15 protein-coding genes are annotated in these 14,019 nt (G+C 67.8%); 7 read left to right on the top strand and 8 right to left on the bottom strand.

All coding sequences use genetic code 11. From position 1 onward, the window contains the following. Positions 1 to 17 precede the first annotated feature (17 nt). On the top strand, positions 18 to 851 hold the full coding sequence (locus tag RT688_RS16100; RefSeq protein ID WP_313705863.1) for a PEP-CTERM sorting domain-containing protein: 834 nt from the start codon (positions 18 to 20) through the stop codon (positions 849 to 851). Positions 852 to 1,160: 309 nt separating this feature from the next. Here RT688_RS16100 and yghU read toward each other — a convergent pair whose 3' ends face one another. From yghU to RT688_RS16085, 3 genes are all read right to left on the bottom strand, one after another. Beyond that, positions 1,161 to 2,009, bottom strand: coding sequence for a glutathione-dependent disulfide-bond oxidoreductase (gene yghU / locus RT688_RS16095; protein WP_313705862.1), 849 nt, complete (start codon positions 2,007 to 2,009; stop codon positions 1,161 to 1,163). Between the two features lie 81 nt (positions 2,010 to 2,090). Further along, positions 2,091 to 2,942, bottom strand: a complete 852-nt coding sequence (gene bla, locus RT688_RS16090; protein ID WP_409521928.1) for a class A beta-lactamase — start codon at positions 2,940 to 2,942, stop codon at positions 2,091 to 2,093. Positions 2,943 to 3,051: 109 nt separating this feature from the next. Then, complete coding sequence (locus RT688_RS16085; protein ID WP_313705860.1) at positions 3,052 to 4,026, bottom strand: succinylglutamate desuccinylase/aspartoacylase family protein; 975 nt, start codon at positions 4,024 to 4,026, stop codon at positions 3,052 to 3,054. 115 nt (positions 4,027 to 4,141) lie between these two features. Between RT688_RS16085 and RT688_RS16080 the strand changes: the two genes are divergently transcribed. Beyond that, entirely contained in the window at positions 4,142 to 5,284 is a 1,143-nt protein-coding gene (locus RT688_RS16080) for an acyltransferase (RefSeq protein ID WP_313705859.1), read from the top strand. Here the strand turns inward: RT688_RS16080 and RT688_RS16075 are convergent. The 3 genes from RT688_RS16075 to RT688_RS16065 all read right to left on the bottom strand — a co-directional run bounded on the left by RT688_RS16075 (position 5,265) and on the right by RT688_RS16065 (position 7,372). Next, positions 5,265 to 5,738: a hypothetical protein gene (locus RT688_RS16075; protein ID WP_313705858.1), complete on the bottom strand. Its 474-nt coding sequence runs from the start codon at positions 5,736 to 5,738 to the stop codon at positions 5,265 to 5,267. The two genes, RT688_RS16080 and RT688_RS16075, sit on opposite strands and share 20 nt — an antisense overlap. A 124-nt stretch (positions 5,739 to 5,862) precedes the next feature. After that, on the bottom strand, positions 5,863 to 6,732 hold the full coding sequence (locus RT688_RS16070; RefSeq protein WP_313705857.1) for a pirin family protein: 870 nt from the start codon (positions 6,730 to 6,732) through the stop codon (positions 5,863 to 5,865). A 43-nt stretch (positions 6,733 to 6,775) separates the two neighbouring features. Beyond that, positions 6,776 to 7,372, bottom strand: a complete 597-nt coding sequence (locus tag RT688_RS16065) for an FMN-dependent NADH-azoreductase (protein WP_313705856.1) — start codon at positions 7,370 to 7,372, stop codon at positions 6,776 to 6,778. Positions 7,373 to 7,491: 119 nt separating this feature from the next. On the opposite strand from RT688_RS16065, the gene RT688_RS16060 reads away from it, so the two are divergent. After that, a complete protein-coding gene (locus RT688_RS16060; RefSeq protein ID WP_313705855.1) occupies positions 7,492 to 8,409 on the top strand; it encodes a LysR family transcriptional regulator in 918 nt (305 codons plus the stop codon). On the opposite strand, the gene RT688_RS16055 is transcribed toward RT688_RS16060, so the two are convergent. After that, positions 8,406 to 9,092: a cupin domain-containing protein gene (locus tag RT688_RS16055; protein WP_313705909.1), complete on the bottom strand. Its 687-nt coding sequence runs from the start codon at positions 9,090 to 9,092 to the stop codon at positions 8,406 to 8,408. The genes RT688_RS16060 and RT688_RS16055 overlap by 4 nt on opposite strands. Before the next feature lie 189 nt (positions 9,093 to 9,281). Between RT688_RS16055 and RT688_RS16050 the strand changes: the two genes are divergently transcribed. The 3 genes from RT688_RS16050 to RT688_RS16040 all read left to right on the top strand — a co-directional run bounded on the left by RT688_RS16050 (position 9,282) and on the right by RT688_RS16040 (position 11,230). After that, complete coding sequence (locus RT688_RS16050; RefSeq protein WP_313705854.1) at positions 9,282 to 9,983, top strand: YjjG family noncanonical pyrimidine nucleotidase; 702 nt, start codon at positions 9,282 to 9,284, stop codon at positions 9,981 to 9,983. Between the two features lie 74 nt (positions 9,984 to 10,057). Then, complete coding sequence (locus RT688_RS16045) at positions 10,058 to 10,450, top strand: VOC family protein (RefSeq protein ID WP_313705853.1); 393 nt, start codon at positions 10,058 to 10,060, stop codon at positions 10,448 to 10,450. Positions 10,451 to 10,528: 78 nt separating this feature from the next. Further along, positions 10,529 to 11,230: an NAD(P)H-binding protein gene (locus RT688_RS16040; protein WP_313705852.1), complete on the top strand. Its 702-nt coding sequence runs from the start codon at positions 10,529 to 10,531 to the stop codon at positions 11,228 to 11,230. Between the two features lie 43 nt (positions 11,231 to 11,273). On the opposite strand, the gene asd is transcribed toward RT688_RS16040, so the two are convergent. Next, positions 11,274 to 12,134: an archaetidylserine decarboxylase gene (gene asd, locus RT688_RS16035; RefSeq protein ID WP_313705851.1), complete on the bottom strand. Its 861-nt coding sequence runs from the start codon at positions 12,132 to 12,134 to the stop codon at positions 11,274 to 11,276. Between the two features lie 226 nt (positions 12,135 to 12,360). Between asd and RT688_RS16030 the strand changes: the two genes are divergently transcribed. Next, positions 12,361 to 14,019, top strand: a 1,659-nt coding sequence (locus RT688_RS16030; RefSeq protein WP_313705850.1) for a TonB-dependent receptor domain-containing protein, incomplete at its 3' end; no start/stop codon positions are given.

Raw genomic sequence — 14,019 nt, 5'->3', positions numbered from 1 at the left:
TAACATTTGGAGCACACATGCATCTCCGTTTCGCGCTGGCTGCGGCAGCTCTTTCCCTCGCTGGTAGCCAGGCAATGGCCGCACCGGTCACGATCGGTTTTTCCGGTACGCTCGTCTTGCCCTATATGCCCCATCCAGGCGATACCGTCAACGGCGATTACGCCGGCAAACCCTTCGCGGGAACCCTGACCTTCGATGTTGCCGGGCAGCCCCACCGGTACGAAAACAATGTCGGCAGCGTCCGCGATGAAGTGCACACTTATAGCGGTTGCAGCGCCTTTCGCGATGGCACATGCACAAACTACGCGCCTGTTCTCGGTTCGCCCGTGATCCTCCAGGCCAGCTTCTCCGGCGAGTTCGGGGCGTACAGTCTCATCCCCGACGCCACGGGCGGCGGCACGCAGTCCGGAGTGGTTCGCAACCAGTCCTCCTACTTTGACTCGACGGGAGCGGACTATTTCCTGGTAAATGACACGGGCCGCTTCGTGACGAGCGCAGACGGAGAGCGGCTGGAACGCGCCTACAGCGCTGTCTACCTGTATATCTCGGCAACGGGAACGCCCCTCTTCAACGACGTTCACGATTTCGGCGAACTGCCAAAGCTCAACAGTTCAACTTCCACTTTCTTCCGCTTCGAGCGCTACACGAGCCTGGCCGAATGCAGCCGGCAGAATGGCGGCTCGTGCAGCTACTCGCGCTTGCCCGGCGCATTCGAGTATGTGGGCCAGATCGCGGAGATGCACTTTGTCCTCCCCGATGCGCCCGCCGACGTTCCGGAACCGGTGTCGCTGGCACTGCTCGCGGCCGGCATGACCGCCATCGGCGCCGTCCGCCGCCGCACGCGCGCCTGAACATGGCTGAGGCGATGGCTCACTGCAAGAAGCCCAGCCAGTTTCCATCGAGTGGAGCCTTCTAGCCTGGGTGCCGCCTGGAGTCTGTAGTCGCTTGTCGCAGTCCATATCATGGCCCAACGCCTCGCAGCGAGGAGCGAGCGCAGGCTGCAAGCACACATCGGGCTGGCGCCACCGCTTTCGCGGACCGCGCATCGAATGCGAAAGGCGAGCAGGCCTTCCTTGCGCTTGCCTGCCCGCGCATCCGTTGGCGGCATGTCGAGCGTCTTTGTCAGACGCTCCGACACCCGCCGCAGCGGGCGGGACGGATCAGCCCAGGTCGGACGCGTCGTGGCGCTCCGGCACCTGGTCTTCCGGGTTGCCGAACACGCGGTTGACCTTGCGGCCGCGGATCACAGCCGGACGCGCGGCGATCTCGTCGGCCCAGCGGCGCACGTGCTTGTACTCGTGCACCGACAGGAATTCGCCGGCATTGTAGAGATGGCCCAGCACCAGCTGGCCGTACCAGGGCCAGATCGCCATGTCGGCGATGGTGTACTCGTCGCCGGCCACGTAGCGGTGCTCGGCCAGCTGGCGGTCGAGCACGTCGAGCTGGCGCTTGGTTTCCATCGCGTAGCGGTTGATCGGGTATTCGTATTTTTCCGGCGCGTAGGCATAGAAGTGGCCGAAGCCGCCGCCCAAGAAGGGCGCCGAGCCCATCTGCCAGAACAGCCAGTTCATCGTCTCGGTGCGCGCCGCGATATTTTTTGGCAGGAAGGCGCCGAACTTCTCGGCCAGGTACAGCAGGATCGAGCCCGACTCGAACACGCGCAGGGGTTTGTCGCCGCTGCGGTCGACCAGGGCCGGGATCTTCGAGTTCGGGTTGGCGGCCACGAAACCGCTGGAGAACTGGGCGCCCTCGTTGATCTTGATCAGCCAGGCGTCGTACTCGGCGCCACTGTGGCCCAAGGCCAGCAGCTCCTCGAGCAGGATGGTGACCTTCACGCCGTTCGGCGTGGCGAGCGAATACAGCTGCAGCGGATGTTTGCCGACCGGCAGCTCCTGCTCGTGGGTCGCGCCGGCGACCGGGCGGTTGATGTTGGCGAAGTTGCCGCCGGAAACGGTCGGGGTCCAGACTTTCGGTGGTTCGTATACGCCGTGCTTCTGCTGGTCGGTCATCGATTTCTCCTTGGATTCGGGTTGGCTTGCATGCCTGACCAGATTCTAGCCGCACTGGCCGGACGGCGCTGGAGGGCGCGCTTACGACACGCAGGCGGCGATGGCGATGTTTGTCGCCTGGACAATCATATCGTTGCGCGCGTCGGCGTTTTTTTCCGACTGCCGGGTGTAGATGGCCAGCACGATCGGTGCCTTGCCCGGTGGGTAGACCACCGCGATATCGCTGGCGCTGCCATAGCTGCCGGTGCCGGTCTTGTCGGCGACCTGCCAGCCGGCCGGCACGCCGGCGCGGATGCGCGCGGCGCCCGTCGTGTTCCCGAGCATCCAGTCGCGCAGGGTGTTGCGCGCCGCCGCCGGCAAGCCGTCCAGCAACAGCAGTTTGCGCAGCGTGCGCGCCATCGCCATCGGCGTCGTGGTATCGCGTTCGTCGCCAGGGATTGCCGTGTTCAGCTCGGTTTCCCAGCGGTCCAGCCGGAAGTCCTGGTCGCCGAGTGCGCGCGCATAACGCGTCAGCCCGGCCGGGCCGCCCACCTCGCGCAGCAGCACGTTGCCGGCGGTGTTGTCGCTGTATTGCAGGGTCGCGGCGCACAGTTGCGCCACGCTCATGTCGCCGTCGATGTGCTTGCCGGTGATCGGCGACCAGTCGACAAACACCGACTTCGGCAGGGACAGGCGCCGGTCGAGCAAGCCGGGCTCCATGGCCGCGCGCGCCAGCACCGCGGCCGCCAGCACGGCCTTGAACGTGCTGCACATCGGGAAGCGCTGGTCCTGGCGATGGCCGAACGTGCGTCCGGTGGCGGTGTCGATGGCGGCCACGCCGAGCTCGCCGTCCAGCCCGGCTTCGAGCGCGGCGAAACCGGCGTTCGTCGTCGGCGCCGCGGCTGCGGCAAACGGCAAGGCGGCAAGCGCGAACAGGAGGTGACGGCGTTCCATCGAAGGCGGGAAGGGGCGAGGTGGGCGCATGGATTCGTTGGACTCCGAAAGGCTGGTCGGGCGCTCGAAGGCGCGGGCCGGCGCCGCCTTCGAGCGGGAGGAGGACGGCTTAGCCGCGGCCGAACGCCGGATTCGGTCGGGTCAGGTAGTACCACTCCGAGTTCGCGCCGGCCTTTGCGTCCGGGAACAGGATGCGGCCGCCGAACTCGGCCACCACCGGGGTCCCGTCGGCGCGCGTTCCGATCTGCTCGCCTTCGATCACCGGGTCGAAGCTGGCCCAGGCGCGGCTGAACCCGTCGGCGGCGTCGAGCTTGTCGTAGACCGCGACCATGTGCAGCGCTTCCATCTCGTCGAAGGGAACCGGTTCCGGGTCCGGCGCTTCGATCAGCTTCAGGTGGGCCAGGGTGTTCACGATGGCGCGGTAGGCCACTTCCGGCGCTTTCGGGTCGAGGTGCTGGCCGCATTCCAGGGTCAGCGCGTAGCCGCCCGTGGTGCGCATGTACTCGGTGGTGCCGACGCCGTAGCGCAGCACGGTTTCCAGTTCCGCCGCGCTACCGCGCATGCGGCGCTGGACGCCGCCGCCGTAGGCCGCCATCCAGCCGGTCACGAAGCGGCGCACGCCCAGGCGGCGCGCCAGCGCGCGTTCCTTCTCGGCATGCTTGAATGGTTCCAGTTCGCCGTCGTTGTCGACCGGGCCCACCATCACGAAGGGCTCGCCGTGGGCGGCGTTGAAGGAGTGCAGGTCGAGCAGCACGTCGTGCTGGGCCAGCAGCGGGCACAGCCAGTTGGCGACCTGGTCTTCGAAGTCCTGCGGTTCGTCTTTCGGGAACAGGTTGCGGTTCAGGTTGCGGTCGCCGTTGCGCTCGTTCTTGGCGTAGGCGAGGGGATTGACCACCGGGACGAAGGTGACGCTGCCGGCCGCAATACGCAGCGCGCCGCTGTCGAGTTCCGCCATCACCCGCTTGATCGCCTCGGTGCCGCAGACTTCGTTGCCGTGCGTCGCACCCATGATGATGACGCGCGGACCCTGGCCGAGGCCGGTATAGTTGACGGATTTGAACTGGAAATTGCGGGCGGAGCTCATGCGGTGGTGATCCAAGGAAATATCGGTGGCTACATTTTATCGGGAATCCCTGGCCCGCGTGCGTGTCCCGTGGCATCATTCGCAACCCTTGCAACCCTGGCAACCTGTCCACGCAATGACATCTTCGCGCAGTACGCGCGTGCACGGTCTCGACACCCTGCGCGCCCTGGCCGTCACCCTGGTGGTGCTGCACCACTACACGCTGTTCGTCTCGAACGACGACGACACCTTCGGCTGGGTCGGGCGCATCGGCTGGGCCGGGGTCGACCTGTTCTTCGCGCTGTCGGGTTACCTGATCGGCAACCAGATCTTCGCCGCGCTGGCGTCGAAAGAGGGACTGTCGCTGAAGCATTTCTATGCCCGCCGCCTGCTGCGCACGCTGCCGAATTTCTGGGTGGTGCTGGCGATCTATTTCCTGTGGCCGGCCTTCGGCGAGGACGCGCCCCTGCTGCCGCTGTGGCGCTACCTGAGCTTCACCCAGAACATCGGCCTGGAGCCGGGCACCGGTTTTTCGCACAGCTGGTCGCTGGCCATCGAGGAGCAGTTCTACCTGCTGCTGCCGGCCTTGGCCATGCTGGGGGCGGCGCTGCGCCTGCGCATTTCGATGGCCTGGATCGTCATCGGCGGCGTGGTCATCGGCGGCATGCTGCTGCGCGCCTGGCTGTGGAGCGCCCACGTCGACGCGCACAAGTATGGGATTTACTTCTATTACAAGCTCATTTATTACTCGAGCTTATGCCGCCTCGACGAGCTGGTGGCCGGCGTCGCCCTCGCGCTGCTGAAGAACCGCCATCCGCAGGCCTGGGCCGCGCTGACGCGCCACGGCAAGCTGTGGCTGCTCGCCGGCCTGGCCGTGACCGCCTTGGCGTTCTGGCGCTTCCTCGACGACCGCTACGGCTTCGCGCCGACGGTGTTCGGCTATCCGCTGCTGGGCCTGGGCTTCGGCCTGCTGATCCTGGCCGCGCTGTCGGACAACTCCGGGCTGCGCGAACTGCGCATTCCCGGCGCCGCCGGCCTGGCCCTGTGGTCGTACGCGATCTACCTGAGCCACCGCGGCGTGAGCGCGCTCGGCGCCCAGGTCCTCAGCACGCTCGGCTACGGGCCGCAGACGACAGTGGCGATCGTCTCTCTGCTGGCGCTGTCGGTGTTGGCAGGGTGGCTCCTGTACCGGCTGGTCGAGACGCCCTTCATGCGCCTGCGCGAGCGCTACGTGCCGAGCAACCAGGCGCGGCCGATGTTCAGTCGCGCGCCTCGATGACGTCGAAGGCGGCCGGCATCGCGCCCAGGAAAGCCAGGGTCGCGTGCACGCGCTCGCGCATGTCCATGCCGTTCGTCGCCTCGATGGCGGCGCGCAGGCCGGGCCGCGCTTCCAGCGTGTGCGGGCTGCGGTAGGCCTCGACCAGCAGGGCCACCAGGTCGGTCGGCGCGCTGCAGGAGCGGCGCAGGCGGGTATCGATCACGCCGAGCAGGGTGCGCTGCATGGCCGGGGTCGGGTTCACGATGTGGGCGAACACCGACGGCGTGTTGGCGATCGACGCGCACAGCGAGCGCTCGATGGCGTCGGGCTTGAGGTCGGAGGCGATGTCGAAATAGGCCCGGTCCCAGCGCGTGCGCGCGTAGGCGTGGCCGGCGGGGAAGCGGTCGATGGTCTCGAAGCCCAGCGCGTGGCTCGCTTTCGAAAGCAGGTCGAGCACGATGGGCATCAGGGGCATGGCAGGGAAGGGCGGACAGTGCACATGACGCAAGTGTAACGCAAGCGCGGCCGGGGAATCCATCGACTCGCCGGCCGCGTTTCAGCCCATCAGGTTGAGCGCCATGGGAGCGTTCTTCGGCGCGCTAAGCGAAGCGCCCCGAACGGAAGTCCTCGACGGCCTGGTGCAGCTCGGCCTGCGTATTCATCACGAAGGGCCCGTATTGCGCGATCGGCTCCCTCAAAGGGCGGCCCGCGATCAGCAGCAGGCGGGTCGACTGGGCCGCCTTGACCACAACGCCGTCCGATCCTTCCGCGTTGTCGAAGATCGCCATGCGCGTCTGCGGAACGCCGCGGCCGGCCACCACCGCCTCGCCGCGGAAGACGTAGATGAAGGCGTTGTGCCCGGCCGGCAGCGGCTGCTCGAAGGTCGCGCCTTCGGGCAGCTCGATGTCGAGGTAGAGCGGCTCGGTGCCGTCGCGCTGGACGGCGCCGGCCACGCCGTGGCTGCTGCCGGCGATGACCTGCACGGTGGCGCCCGAGTCGAGCGTGAAGCGCGGCACTTCCTCGTTCGGGATGTCGCGGTACCAGGGCGCGCTCATCTTGTCCTGGGCGGGCAGGTTGAGCCACAGCTGGAAGCCTTCCATCAGGCCTTCGTTCTGCTCGGGCATCTCGGAGTGGATCACGCCGCGTCCGGCCGTCATCCACTGCACGCCGCCGTCCGTGACCAGGCCCTCGTTGCCGGCGCTGTCGCGGTGGCGCATGCGGCCGCTCAGCATGTAGGTGACGGTCTCGAAGCCGCGGTGCGGGTGCTCCGGGAAGCCGGCGATGTAGTCGCCGGCCTTGTCGCTGCCGAACGCGTCGAGCATCAGGAAGGGGTCGAGGCGGCGCTGCAGGGCTCCGGTGAGGACGCGGTTGATCTTCACGCCGGCGCCGTCCATCACGTACTGTCCGGCGATCACGCGCTCGACGCCACGCGGCTTCGTCACGGATTGGGTGTTCACTACCTGGGTCATCGTCTTCTCCTGTTCTGCGCCGCCGCGGCGGCTGTTACGTCTTTTAAGCCAGTGCCGCGTCGACTGCGGCGTCGGCCTCGGCCTGGCCCTTGGCCGCGGCGTCCGGGCCCATCGATTGGGCGGCCGAGTACACGAAGGTGTGGTCAAGCATGCCCAGGAAGTTCAGCAGCATGCGCACGAAAGGCACCTGCGGATCGGCCTCGACCGGGTAGACGCCGCCGCGCGAAGTGGCCACGAACACCTTCTTGTTCTTCAAGAGGCCTTCCGGGCCGTTCTCGGTGTAGCGGAAGGTCACGCCGGCACGGGCGATGGCGTCGAACCAGCTCTTCAGTTGCACCGGGATGCCGAAGTTGTACATCGGCGCGCCGATCACGACCACGTCGGCAGCCTGCACCTGGGCGATCAGGGCGTCGTCCAGGGCCACGCGGGCGGCCTGCTCGGCAGTGCGCTGCTCGGCCGGGGTGAACAGGGCGCCCAGGGCGGCTTCGTCCAGCTGCGGGTGCGGATCGCGCGCCAGGTCGCGGGTGGTCACGACCGCGCCCGGGTTGGCGGCGACCAGCTTGGCGACGATGCTGTTGGCGACGCGGGTCGATTCGGATTGGGCGCCGCGCAGGCTGGAGGTGATCTGCAGGATGTTCATGGTGTCTTCCTCTTTTTCGTTAGACGGGTGGTGTTTCGATGGAACGTACTTTAGCAATTCCAAAATCAAACCAGAAGCCGCTAGAATGGATAACATTATTCAGCCAGTGGAACAATCGTATGGAAGTCGAACCGAATGACCTGTTGCTGTTCGCGCGCATCGTGGACGCCGGCAGCTTCAGCAAGGCCGCTCTGCGCGTGAACTTGCCGAAGTCGACCGTCTCGCGCCGTATTTCGCTCTTGGAGGCGCGCCTGGGCGAGCGCCTGCTCCAGCGCACGACGCGCAAGCTGGTGCTGACCGAATTCGGCGCCAGCCTGCTCGAGCACGCGCGCAAGGTGGCCGAGGAAGCCGAAGCGGCCGGCGCCCTGGCCCAGCACCGCCAGGCCGCGCCCAGCGGGCGCCTGCGCATCTCGCTGCCGGCCGACTTCGCCAACCTCGGCATGAGCGCGATGATCGGGCGCTTCCTGGAGCGCTACCCGGCGGTGAACGTCGAGCTGGATTTGTCGCCGCGTCGGGTCGACCTGGTGGCCGAGAACTTCGACATCGCGATCCGCATGGGCGACCTGCCCGATGACGCGTCGCTGAACGCGCGCCGCGTCACGCTGCAGCGCTTCGGCCTCTACGCCTCGCCTTGCTACACGGCCGTGCGCGGCCTGCCGGAGCACCCGGACGACCTGCTCGGACACGACCTGCTGTGCCTGCTCAGCCGCAGCGGCGGCGCCGTGCCCTGGGTCCTCACGCGCGGCAAGGTGCGCTGGGAGCGCGCGCTGCCGGCGCGCCTGACCGCGAACTCGCCCGACCTGCTGGCCCGCATCGCCTGCAGCGGCGCCGGCATCGCGGCCAGCTCCGAACTGTTCGCGGCGCCGCTGCTGCGCAAGGGGGAACTGGTGCGGGTGCTGCCGGAGTGGGACATGCCGACCGCCACCGGCTGGGCGGTGTTCCCGGGCCGGCGCCTGATGCCGGCCAAGACCCGGGCCTTCCTCGACATGATGGAAGAGATGTTCTGCAGCGAAGCGGGGCGGGAGGAAGGGCGCTAGGCCGGAGGGCGTTGCTGCTCCCGGTCCGGCAGCGCCGCCGGAGGACCGATGCGCAGGTAGACGCTGGCGCCCTGCGCGCCGGCGCGGTAGTCCGGATAGGCGCCGGCCGGTAGCCGGATCCAGGCGCCGGCCGCGTACCGCTCCGCACCCGCGGCGACCTCGCCGGCCAGCACCAGCAGTTCGGCGCCTTCCACCGGCCCGGCAAGGATCGCTGCGCCCGCATCGACGCGCTGCAGCGAGACCTGTTCGCCGTCCGCGGAAAACAGCGGGCAGACCGCGCGTGCGCCCTCCTGCCGCCAGTAGGAGGGCGCACGGGTATCGATGCGCACGCGGCTGCGTTCGCTGGGAGCCATCTGGCGCAGCTTGACGAAGATGGTGGCGCCGCCCAGGCTGGAGGGCGCGTGGGCCGAGCCGGGCGGATTGCGCAGGTACCAGCCTTCCGGATAATCGCCATCCTCGTCCGAGAAGACCCCGGACAGGACCAGGATTTCCTCGCCGGCCGGATGCGCGTGGCGGGGAAAGCGCGAGCCGGGGGCATAGCGCACGATGCTGGTGGCGCGCGCTTTCTCGGCCCCGATCCGGTCCAGCATGACGCGCTCGACGCCGCTTTCCGGCGAAGCGACCCATTCGTACTGGTCGGGCGCGACGACGGCGCGGCGCGAGAAATCGGCATTGACGAGCATGGCGGACCTCATGGTGGTTTCTGATACCGCGATTGTGGAGGAGAGCGGGCACGGGAGCAAATGGGCGCATCGATGCGCGATCCGAAGCAAGTCCCGATGGCTGCGGCTTCCTTCGGGCCGTGGGGCGCCCGGACGCCATTGCCGGGCATGCTATGATGCGCTCCAGACCGAACCATCCGCAGCCCGCATTTGAAACACACGCTCTTCCTCTTCGACCTGGACGACACGCTGCTCGACTTCCGCGCGTCCGAACACCTCTCCTTCGAACGCACCCTGCGCGCGCTCGGCCTGCAAGGCGACATCGACGCTTTGTTCCGCCACTACCAGGCGATCAACGTGGCGCTCTGGCGCAGCTTCGAAGCCGGCACCGTGACCAAGGATTTCCTGAAGGTCGAGCGCTTCCGCCAGACCTTCGCCTATGGCGCGCTCGATCTCGACCCGCAGGCCGCAAGCAGCCTGTATCTCGAGTCGCTGCCGCAGACCGTGGTGCTGGTCGACGGCGCGCGCGAACTGTGCGCGAGCCTGGCCGCGATCGGCGAACTGGGCATCATCACCAACGGCGTAGACCACATCCAGAAGCGGCGCATCGCCAGCTCCGGGCTGGACGAATTCATCTCGTTCGTCGCGACCTCGGAAGCCTGCGGCCACGCCAAGCCGGACACGCGCTTCTTCGACTACGCCGCCGGCATGGCGCGCGCCTTCCGGCGCGAACAGACCGTGATCGTCGGCGACCGCCTCGATGCCGACATCCTCGGCGCCAACCGCTTCGGCATCGACAGCTGCTGGTTCAACCCGGCCGGCATCGAGAACACCTCGCTCGCCATCCCGAGCGTCGAAGCGGCCAGCCTGCGCGAAGTGATTCCCGCGCTCGAGGCGCTGGCGCTGGCCTGAAACGCGCGCCGCCAGTTCATCTATACTGCGTCTCCAGGCCGGCACTGGGCCGGCACACAAGGGAGACAACCACGATGCTGAATCACGTCATGCTCGGTTCGAGCGATATCGAGCGCTCGAAGCGCTTCTACGATGCGGTGCTGGGCACGCTCGGGGCAGGGGAGCCGGTGCGCAACCTGGCGCCGTCCGGCCACGTCCGCTATTTCTACCGTCACGACGGCAGCAACTTTGCCATCACCGAGCCGATCGACGGCGCAGCGGCCGCGCCCGGCAACGGCGCCACCATCGGCTTCAAGTGCCACTCGCCCGAGCAGGTCCACCAGTTCCACGATACGGCCCTGGCGAACGGCGGCACCTCGATCGAGAACCCGCCGGGCCTACGCGAAGGCAATATGGGCGCGCTCTACCTTGCCTATGTGCGCGATCCGGACGGCAACAAGCTGTGCGCGATCTACCGTCCCCGTTGAGCCGGACAAGGAGCGCCGCATCCGGCGCAAGCGATCGGGTAGCGCGGCGCTGACCGGCGGCTTGCTAGAATGGCGCCCATGCCTACCACTGCTTCCTCCATCCCGCCCACCCCTGGCCGCAGGGTCATCCTCGCCGGCGCCACCGGGCTGGTGGGCGGACACATCCTCGACCGGCTGCTGGCCGACGACAGCGTCGGCGCGGTGCACGTCGTCGGCCGCCGCGCGCCGATGCGCGCGCATCCGAAGCTGCATGCGCATGTCGTCGATTTTGCGAAGCTGGCGGCCTTGCCGCAGGCGGACGAGGTGTATCTGGCGCTCGGCACCACGATCCGCCAGGCCGGCAGCCGCGCCGCTTTCCGCGCCGTCGACCTGGACGCCAACTTGGCGGTGGCGAACGCCGCCTTCGAAGCGGGCGCGCGCCGCATCGGCCTGGTCAGCGCCATGGGCGCGGACGCGGGCTCGCGCGTCTTCTACAACCGTGTGAAAGGGGAGCTCGAGCATGCGCTGTCCAGGCTGGCATGGTCGGCGCTGGTGATCGCCCGGCCCTCGCTCCTGCTCGGCGACCGCGCAGCGCTCGGTCAACCGGCCCGTTTCGGCGAAGGGATCGCGTCGCGGATCGGCGCCAGCCTGCGCCCCCTGATTCCGATGAACCTGCGGCCGATCGAGGCGGACCGCGTGGCCCAGGCGCTGCTGACCCTGGTCCCGAGCGCGGTCGGCAAGCACGTGCTGTTTTCCGGGGCCATGCAGAGCGGCGCCGCGCAAGCCGCCGCGACTGCCTGAAAACGCAGGGGCCGCGCGCGGCGGCCCCTCGGTGCGAAACGCTTCAGGCCTGCCGGGCCGGCCGGTTCCCCATCATCTCGCCCAGGCGCACCGAACGCTCCGGCGCCCAGTCGCCATTGAAGTCGATGGTGTTTTCCTTGAACAGCATCACGACCGTCGAGCCGAGCAGGAAGCGGCCCATCTCTTCGCCTTTCTTCAGCACCACCGGCTGGGTGTCGTAGGTCCAGTCGCAGATGCGCGCCATGCGCGGCGGGTTGACCACGCCGTGCCAGGCGGTGGCCATGCTGCCGACGATGGTCGCGCCCACCAGCACCATGACGAAGGTGCCGAACTCCTCGGACTCGAACACGCAGACCACGCGCTCGTTGCGCGCGAACAGGCCGGGCACGCCGCGCGCCGTGGTCGGGTTCACCGAGAACAGCGCGCCGGGGACGTAGATCATGCGCGTCAGGCGACCGTCGCAGGGCATGTGGATGCGGTGGTAGTCTTTCGGGCTCAGGTAGAGATTCGCGAAGCTGCCGTGCTGGAAGTGCGAGGCCAGCTGCGCGTCGCCGCCGACCAGTTCGGCGGTGGTGAATTTGTGGCCCTTGGCCTGCAGGATGCGGTGGTCGTCGATCGCGCCGAACTGGCTGATCGCGCCGTCGACCGGGCAGACGAAGTCGGCATTGGCCAGCGGACGCACGCCGTCGCGCAAGGGCCGGGTGAAGAATTCGTTGAAGCTGGCGTAGCTGGCGATGTCGGGATTCGCGGCCTCGGCCATGTCGACGCCGTACTTGCCGACGAACCAGCGGATCAGGCGGGTCGTCATTGCGCCGCCCCTGGCGCCGGCGACGCGTCCGGCAAACGAGGTCAGCGCCTGCTTCGGCAGGACGTATTGTGGCAGTACTTTAAAGCGGTCGGACACGGTTCGAGGCCCCAGACAATAAGGATTGCGAATTATAAATAAGGGACGAGCCGGTGCATATCATTGTTTTATGCAGCGGCCGTGCCCGCCCAGTGTAGCGCATCGGCCTCTTGCCGGGCGTCCGGCCGTTCCCCTGGCGGCATGCATATCAAAAAAATATTCTCCCAGGCAACTCAAATGAGGGAAACTGGACGACAATACGCGCTTCTTTCATTGTCTGTTCGATATGCACGCCGCATTTTCCCCGATCCGCCTGACGCTGCTGGCCGCGGCACTGGCATCCACCTTTCCGCTGCACGCCCAGGAAACCCCGCAACCACGCACCAGCAAGGCTGAACAGGCCCAACCCGCGCCCGAGCAGAAGATGCAGAAGGTCGAGGTCAAGGGCAGCGCCGACGCCTACGACCCGCGCCGCGACGACACGGCGACCAAGATCGTGGTCAGCCAGGAAGAGATCGTGAAGTACGGCGACACCAGCGTGACCGACGTGCTCAAGCGCGTGCCGGGCATCACGGTCAACAGCAGCAACGGCCGCGGCGGCGAGATCCGCATGCGCGGCCTGGGCGCCGGCTACACCCAGATCCTGATCAACGGCGAACGCGCGCCGGCCGGCTTCTCGATCGAATCGCTGGCGCCCGACGTGATCGAGCGCATCGAGGTGCTGCGCGCGGCCAGCGCCGAGTTCTCGACCCAGTCGGTGGCCGGCACCATCAACATCGTGCTCAAGAAGGCGATCCGGAGCGGCCAGCGCGAAGTGAAGGTCGGCGTGCGCCGCACCAGCAGCGGCACGCGTGGGCCGAACCTGAACCTGCAGCTGTCCGACAAGCTGGGCAAGATGTCGTATTCGATTTCCGGCGCGGCCGCCCACGAAAGCTTCGACCGCAGCGCCACCGTCACCGAGGACGCGTTTGCCGACGGCGGCGTGCAGACCCAGGCGCGCAGCACGACCGGCGTCGAGCACGGCTCCTTCACCTTCGCCAACCTGGCGCCGCGCCTGAACTGGAACCTGGAGAACGGCGACACGCTCACCTCCCAGACCTTCCTCAACGCCGGCAAGTTCAGGACGCGCACGGACGAAGTCGCGAGCACCGCCATCGGCGCGCCGGCGCCGTATCCGAACCTGGACCTGGCCAACGAATCGAAGAACAGCTACTTCCGCACCGAGCTGAACTGGGTGCACAAGATGGCCGACGGCGCCAAGCTCGACACCAAGCTGGGCGTGCAGCGCGGCGAGAGCGACACCGAGCAGCGCCGCGTCACGCCGGCCGGCGCGGCACGGCCGCTCGACAACGTCGTCGCGTCGAACAGCGAGGACCGCGGCGTGACCAGCACCGGCAAATTCTCGAAAACGATTTTCGAGGGGCACGCGCTGGGCGTGGGCTGGGACGGCGGCTACAACACGCGCGAAGACGAACGCGTCGAGACCGAGGCCGGGCGCCTGGTGTTCCCAGGCCTGCCGGATGGCGAACAGTTCGAGGCCCAGGTCGCGCGTCTGGCGCTGTATGCGCAGGACGAGTGGAGCATCAGCCCGCGCCTGTCGGTCTATCTCGGCGCGCGCTGGGAGGGCATCCGCACCCGCACGTCGGGCAATACCTTCGAGACCGGCCGCTCGCGCTCGAGCGTCTGGAGCCCGGTGCTGCAGACCCTGTGGAAGATCCCGGAGACCAAGGGCGACCAGCTGCGCTTCGCGGTCACCCGCACCTACAAGGCGCCGAGCGTATCGAGCCTGATCCCGCGCCGCCAGACCTCGGTCGACAACCGCTCGACCGACCCGGACTACCAGGGCAACCCGGACCTGCAGCCGGAACTGGCGCTGGGCTTCGACCTCTCCTACGAGCACTACTGGGCGGAGGGAGCGCTGCTCTCGGCCAGCGTCTCGTCGCGC

This window comes from Massilia sp. (assembly GCF_032106685.1).
Lineage (GTDB): Bacteria > Pseudomonadota > Gammaproteobacteria > Burkholderiales > Burkholderiaceae_D > Telluria.
Note: the sequence above shows the minus strand (reverse complement) of the source record. Positions and strands in the feature narration are given on the sequence as shown.

Excerpts from the sequence above, each read along its gene's own strand:
- RT688_RS16060 (WP_313705855.1), top strand. The coding sequence starts at position 7,492 with ATGGAAGTCGAACCGAATGACCTGTTGCTGTTCGCGCGCATCGTGGAC.
- bla (WP_409521928.1), bottom strand. The coding sequence starts at position 2,942 with ATGGAACGCCGTCACCTCCTGTTCGCGCTTGCCGCCTTGCCGTTTGCC.
- RT688_RS16065 (WP_313705856.1), bottom strand. The coding sequence starts at position 7,372 with ATGAACATCCTGCAGATCACCTCCAGCCTGCGCGGCGCCCAATCCGAA.
- RT688_RS16075 (WP_313705858.1), bottom strand. The coding sequence starts at position 5,738 with ATGCCCCTGATGCCCATCGTGCTCGACCTGCTTTCGAAAGCGAGCCAC.
- RT688_RS16085 (WP_313705860.1), bottom strand. The coding sequence starts at position 4,026 with ATGAGCTCCGCCCGCAATTTCCAGTTCAAATCCGTCAACTATACCGGC.
- RT688_RS16040 (WP_313705852.1), top strand. The coding sequence starts at position 10,529 with ATGCCTACCACTGCTTCCTCCATCCCGCCCACCCCTGGCCGCAGGGTC.
- RT688_RS16100 (WP_313705863.1), top strand. The coding sequence starts at position 18 with ATGCATCTCCGTTTCGCGCTGGCTGCGGCAGCTCTTTCCCTCGCTGGT.
- RT688_RS16070 (WP_313705857.1), bottom strand. The coding sequence starts at position 6,732 with ATGACCCAGGTAGTGAACACCCAATCCGTGACGAAGCCGCGTGGCGTC.
- RT688_RS16045 (WP_313705853.1), top strand. The coding sequence starts at position 10,058 with ATGCTGAATCACGTCATGCTCGGTTCGAGCGATATCGAGCGCTCGAAG.
- RT688_RS16055 (WP_313705909.1), bottom strand. The coding sequence starts at position 9,092 with ATGCTCGTCAATGCCGATTTCTCGCGCCGCGCCGTCGTCGCGCCCGAC.
- yghU (WP_313705862.1), bottom strand. The coding sequence starts at position 2,009 with ATGACCGACCAGCAGAAGCACGGCGTATACGAACCACCGAAAGTCTGG.
- RT688_RS16080 (WP_313705859.1), top strand. The coding sequence starts at position 4,142 with ATGACATCTTCGCGCAGTACGCGCGTGCACGGTCTCGACACCCTGCGC.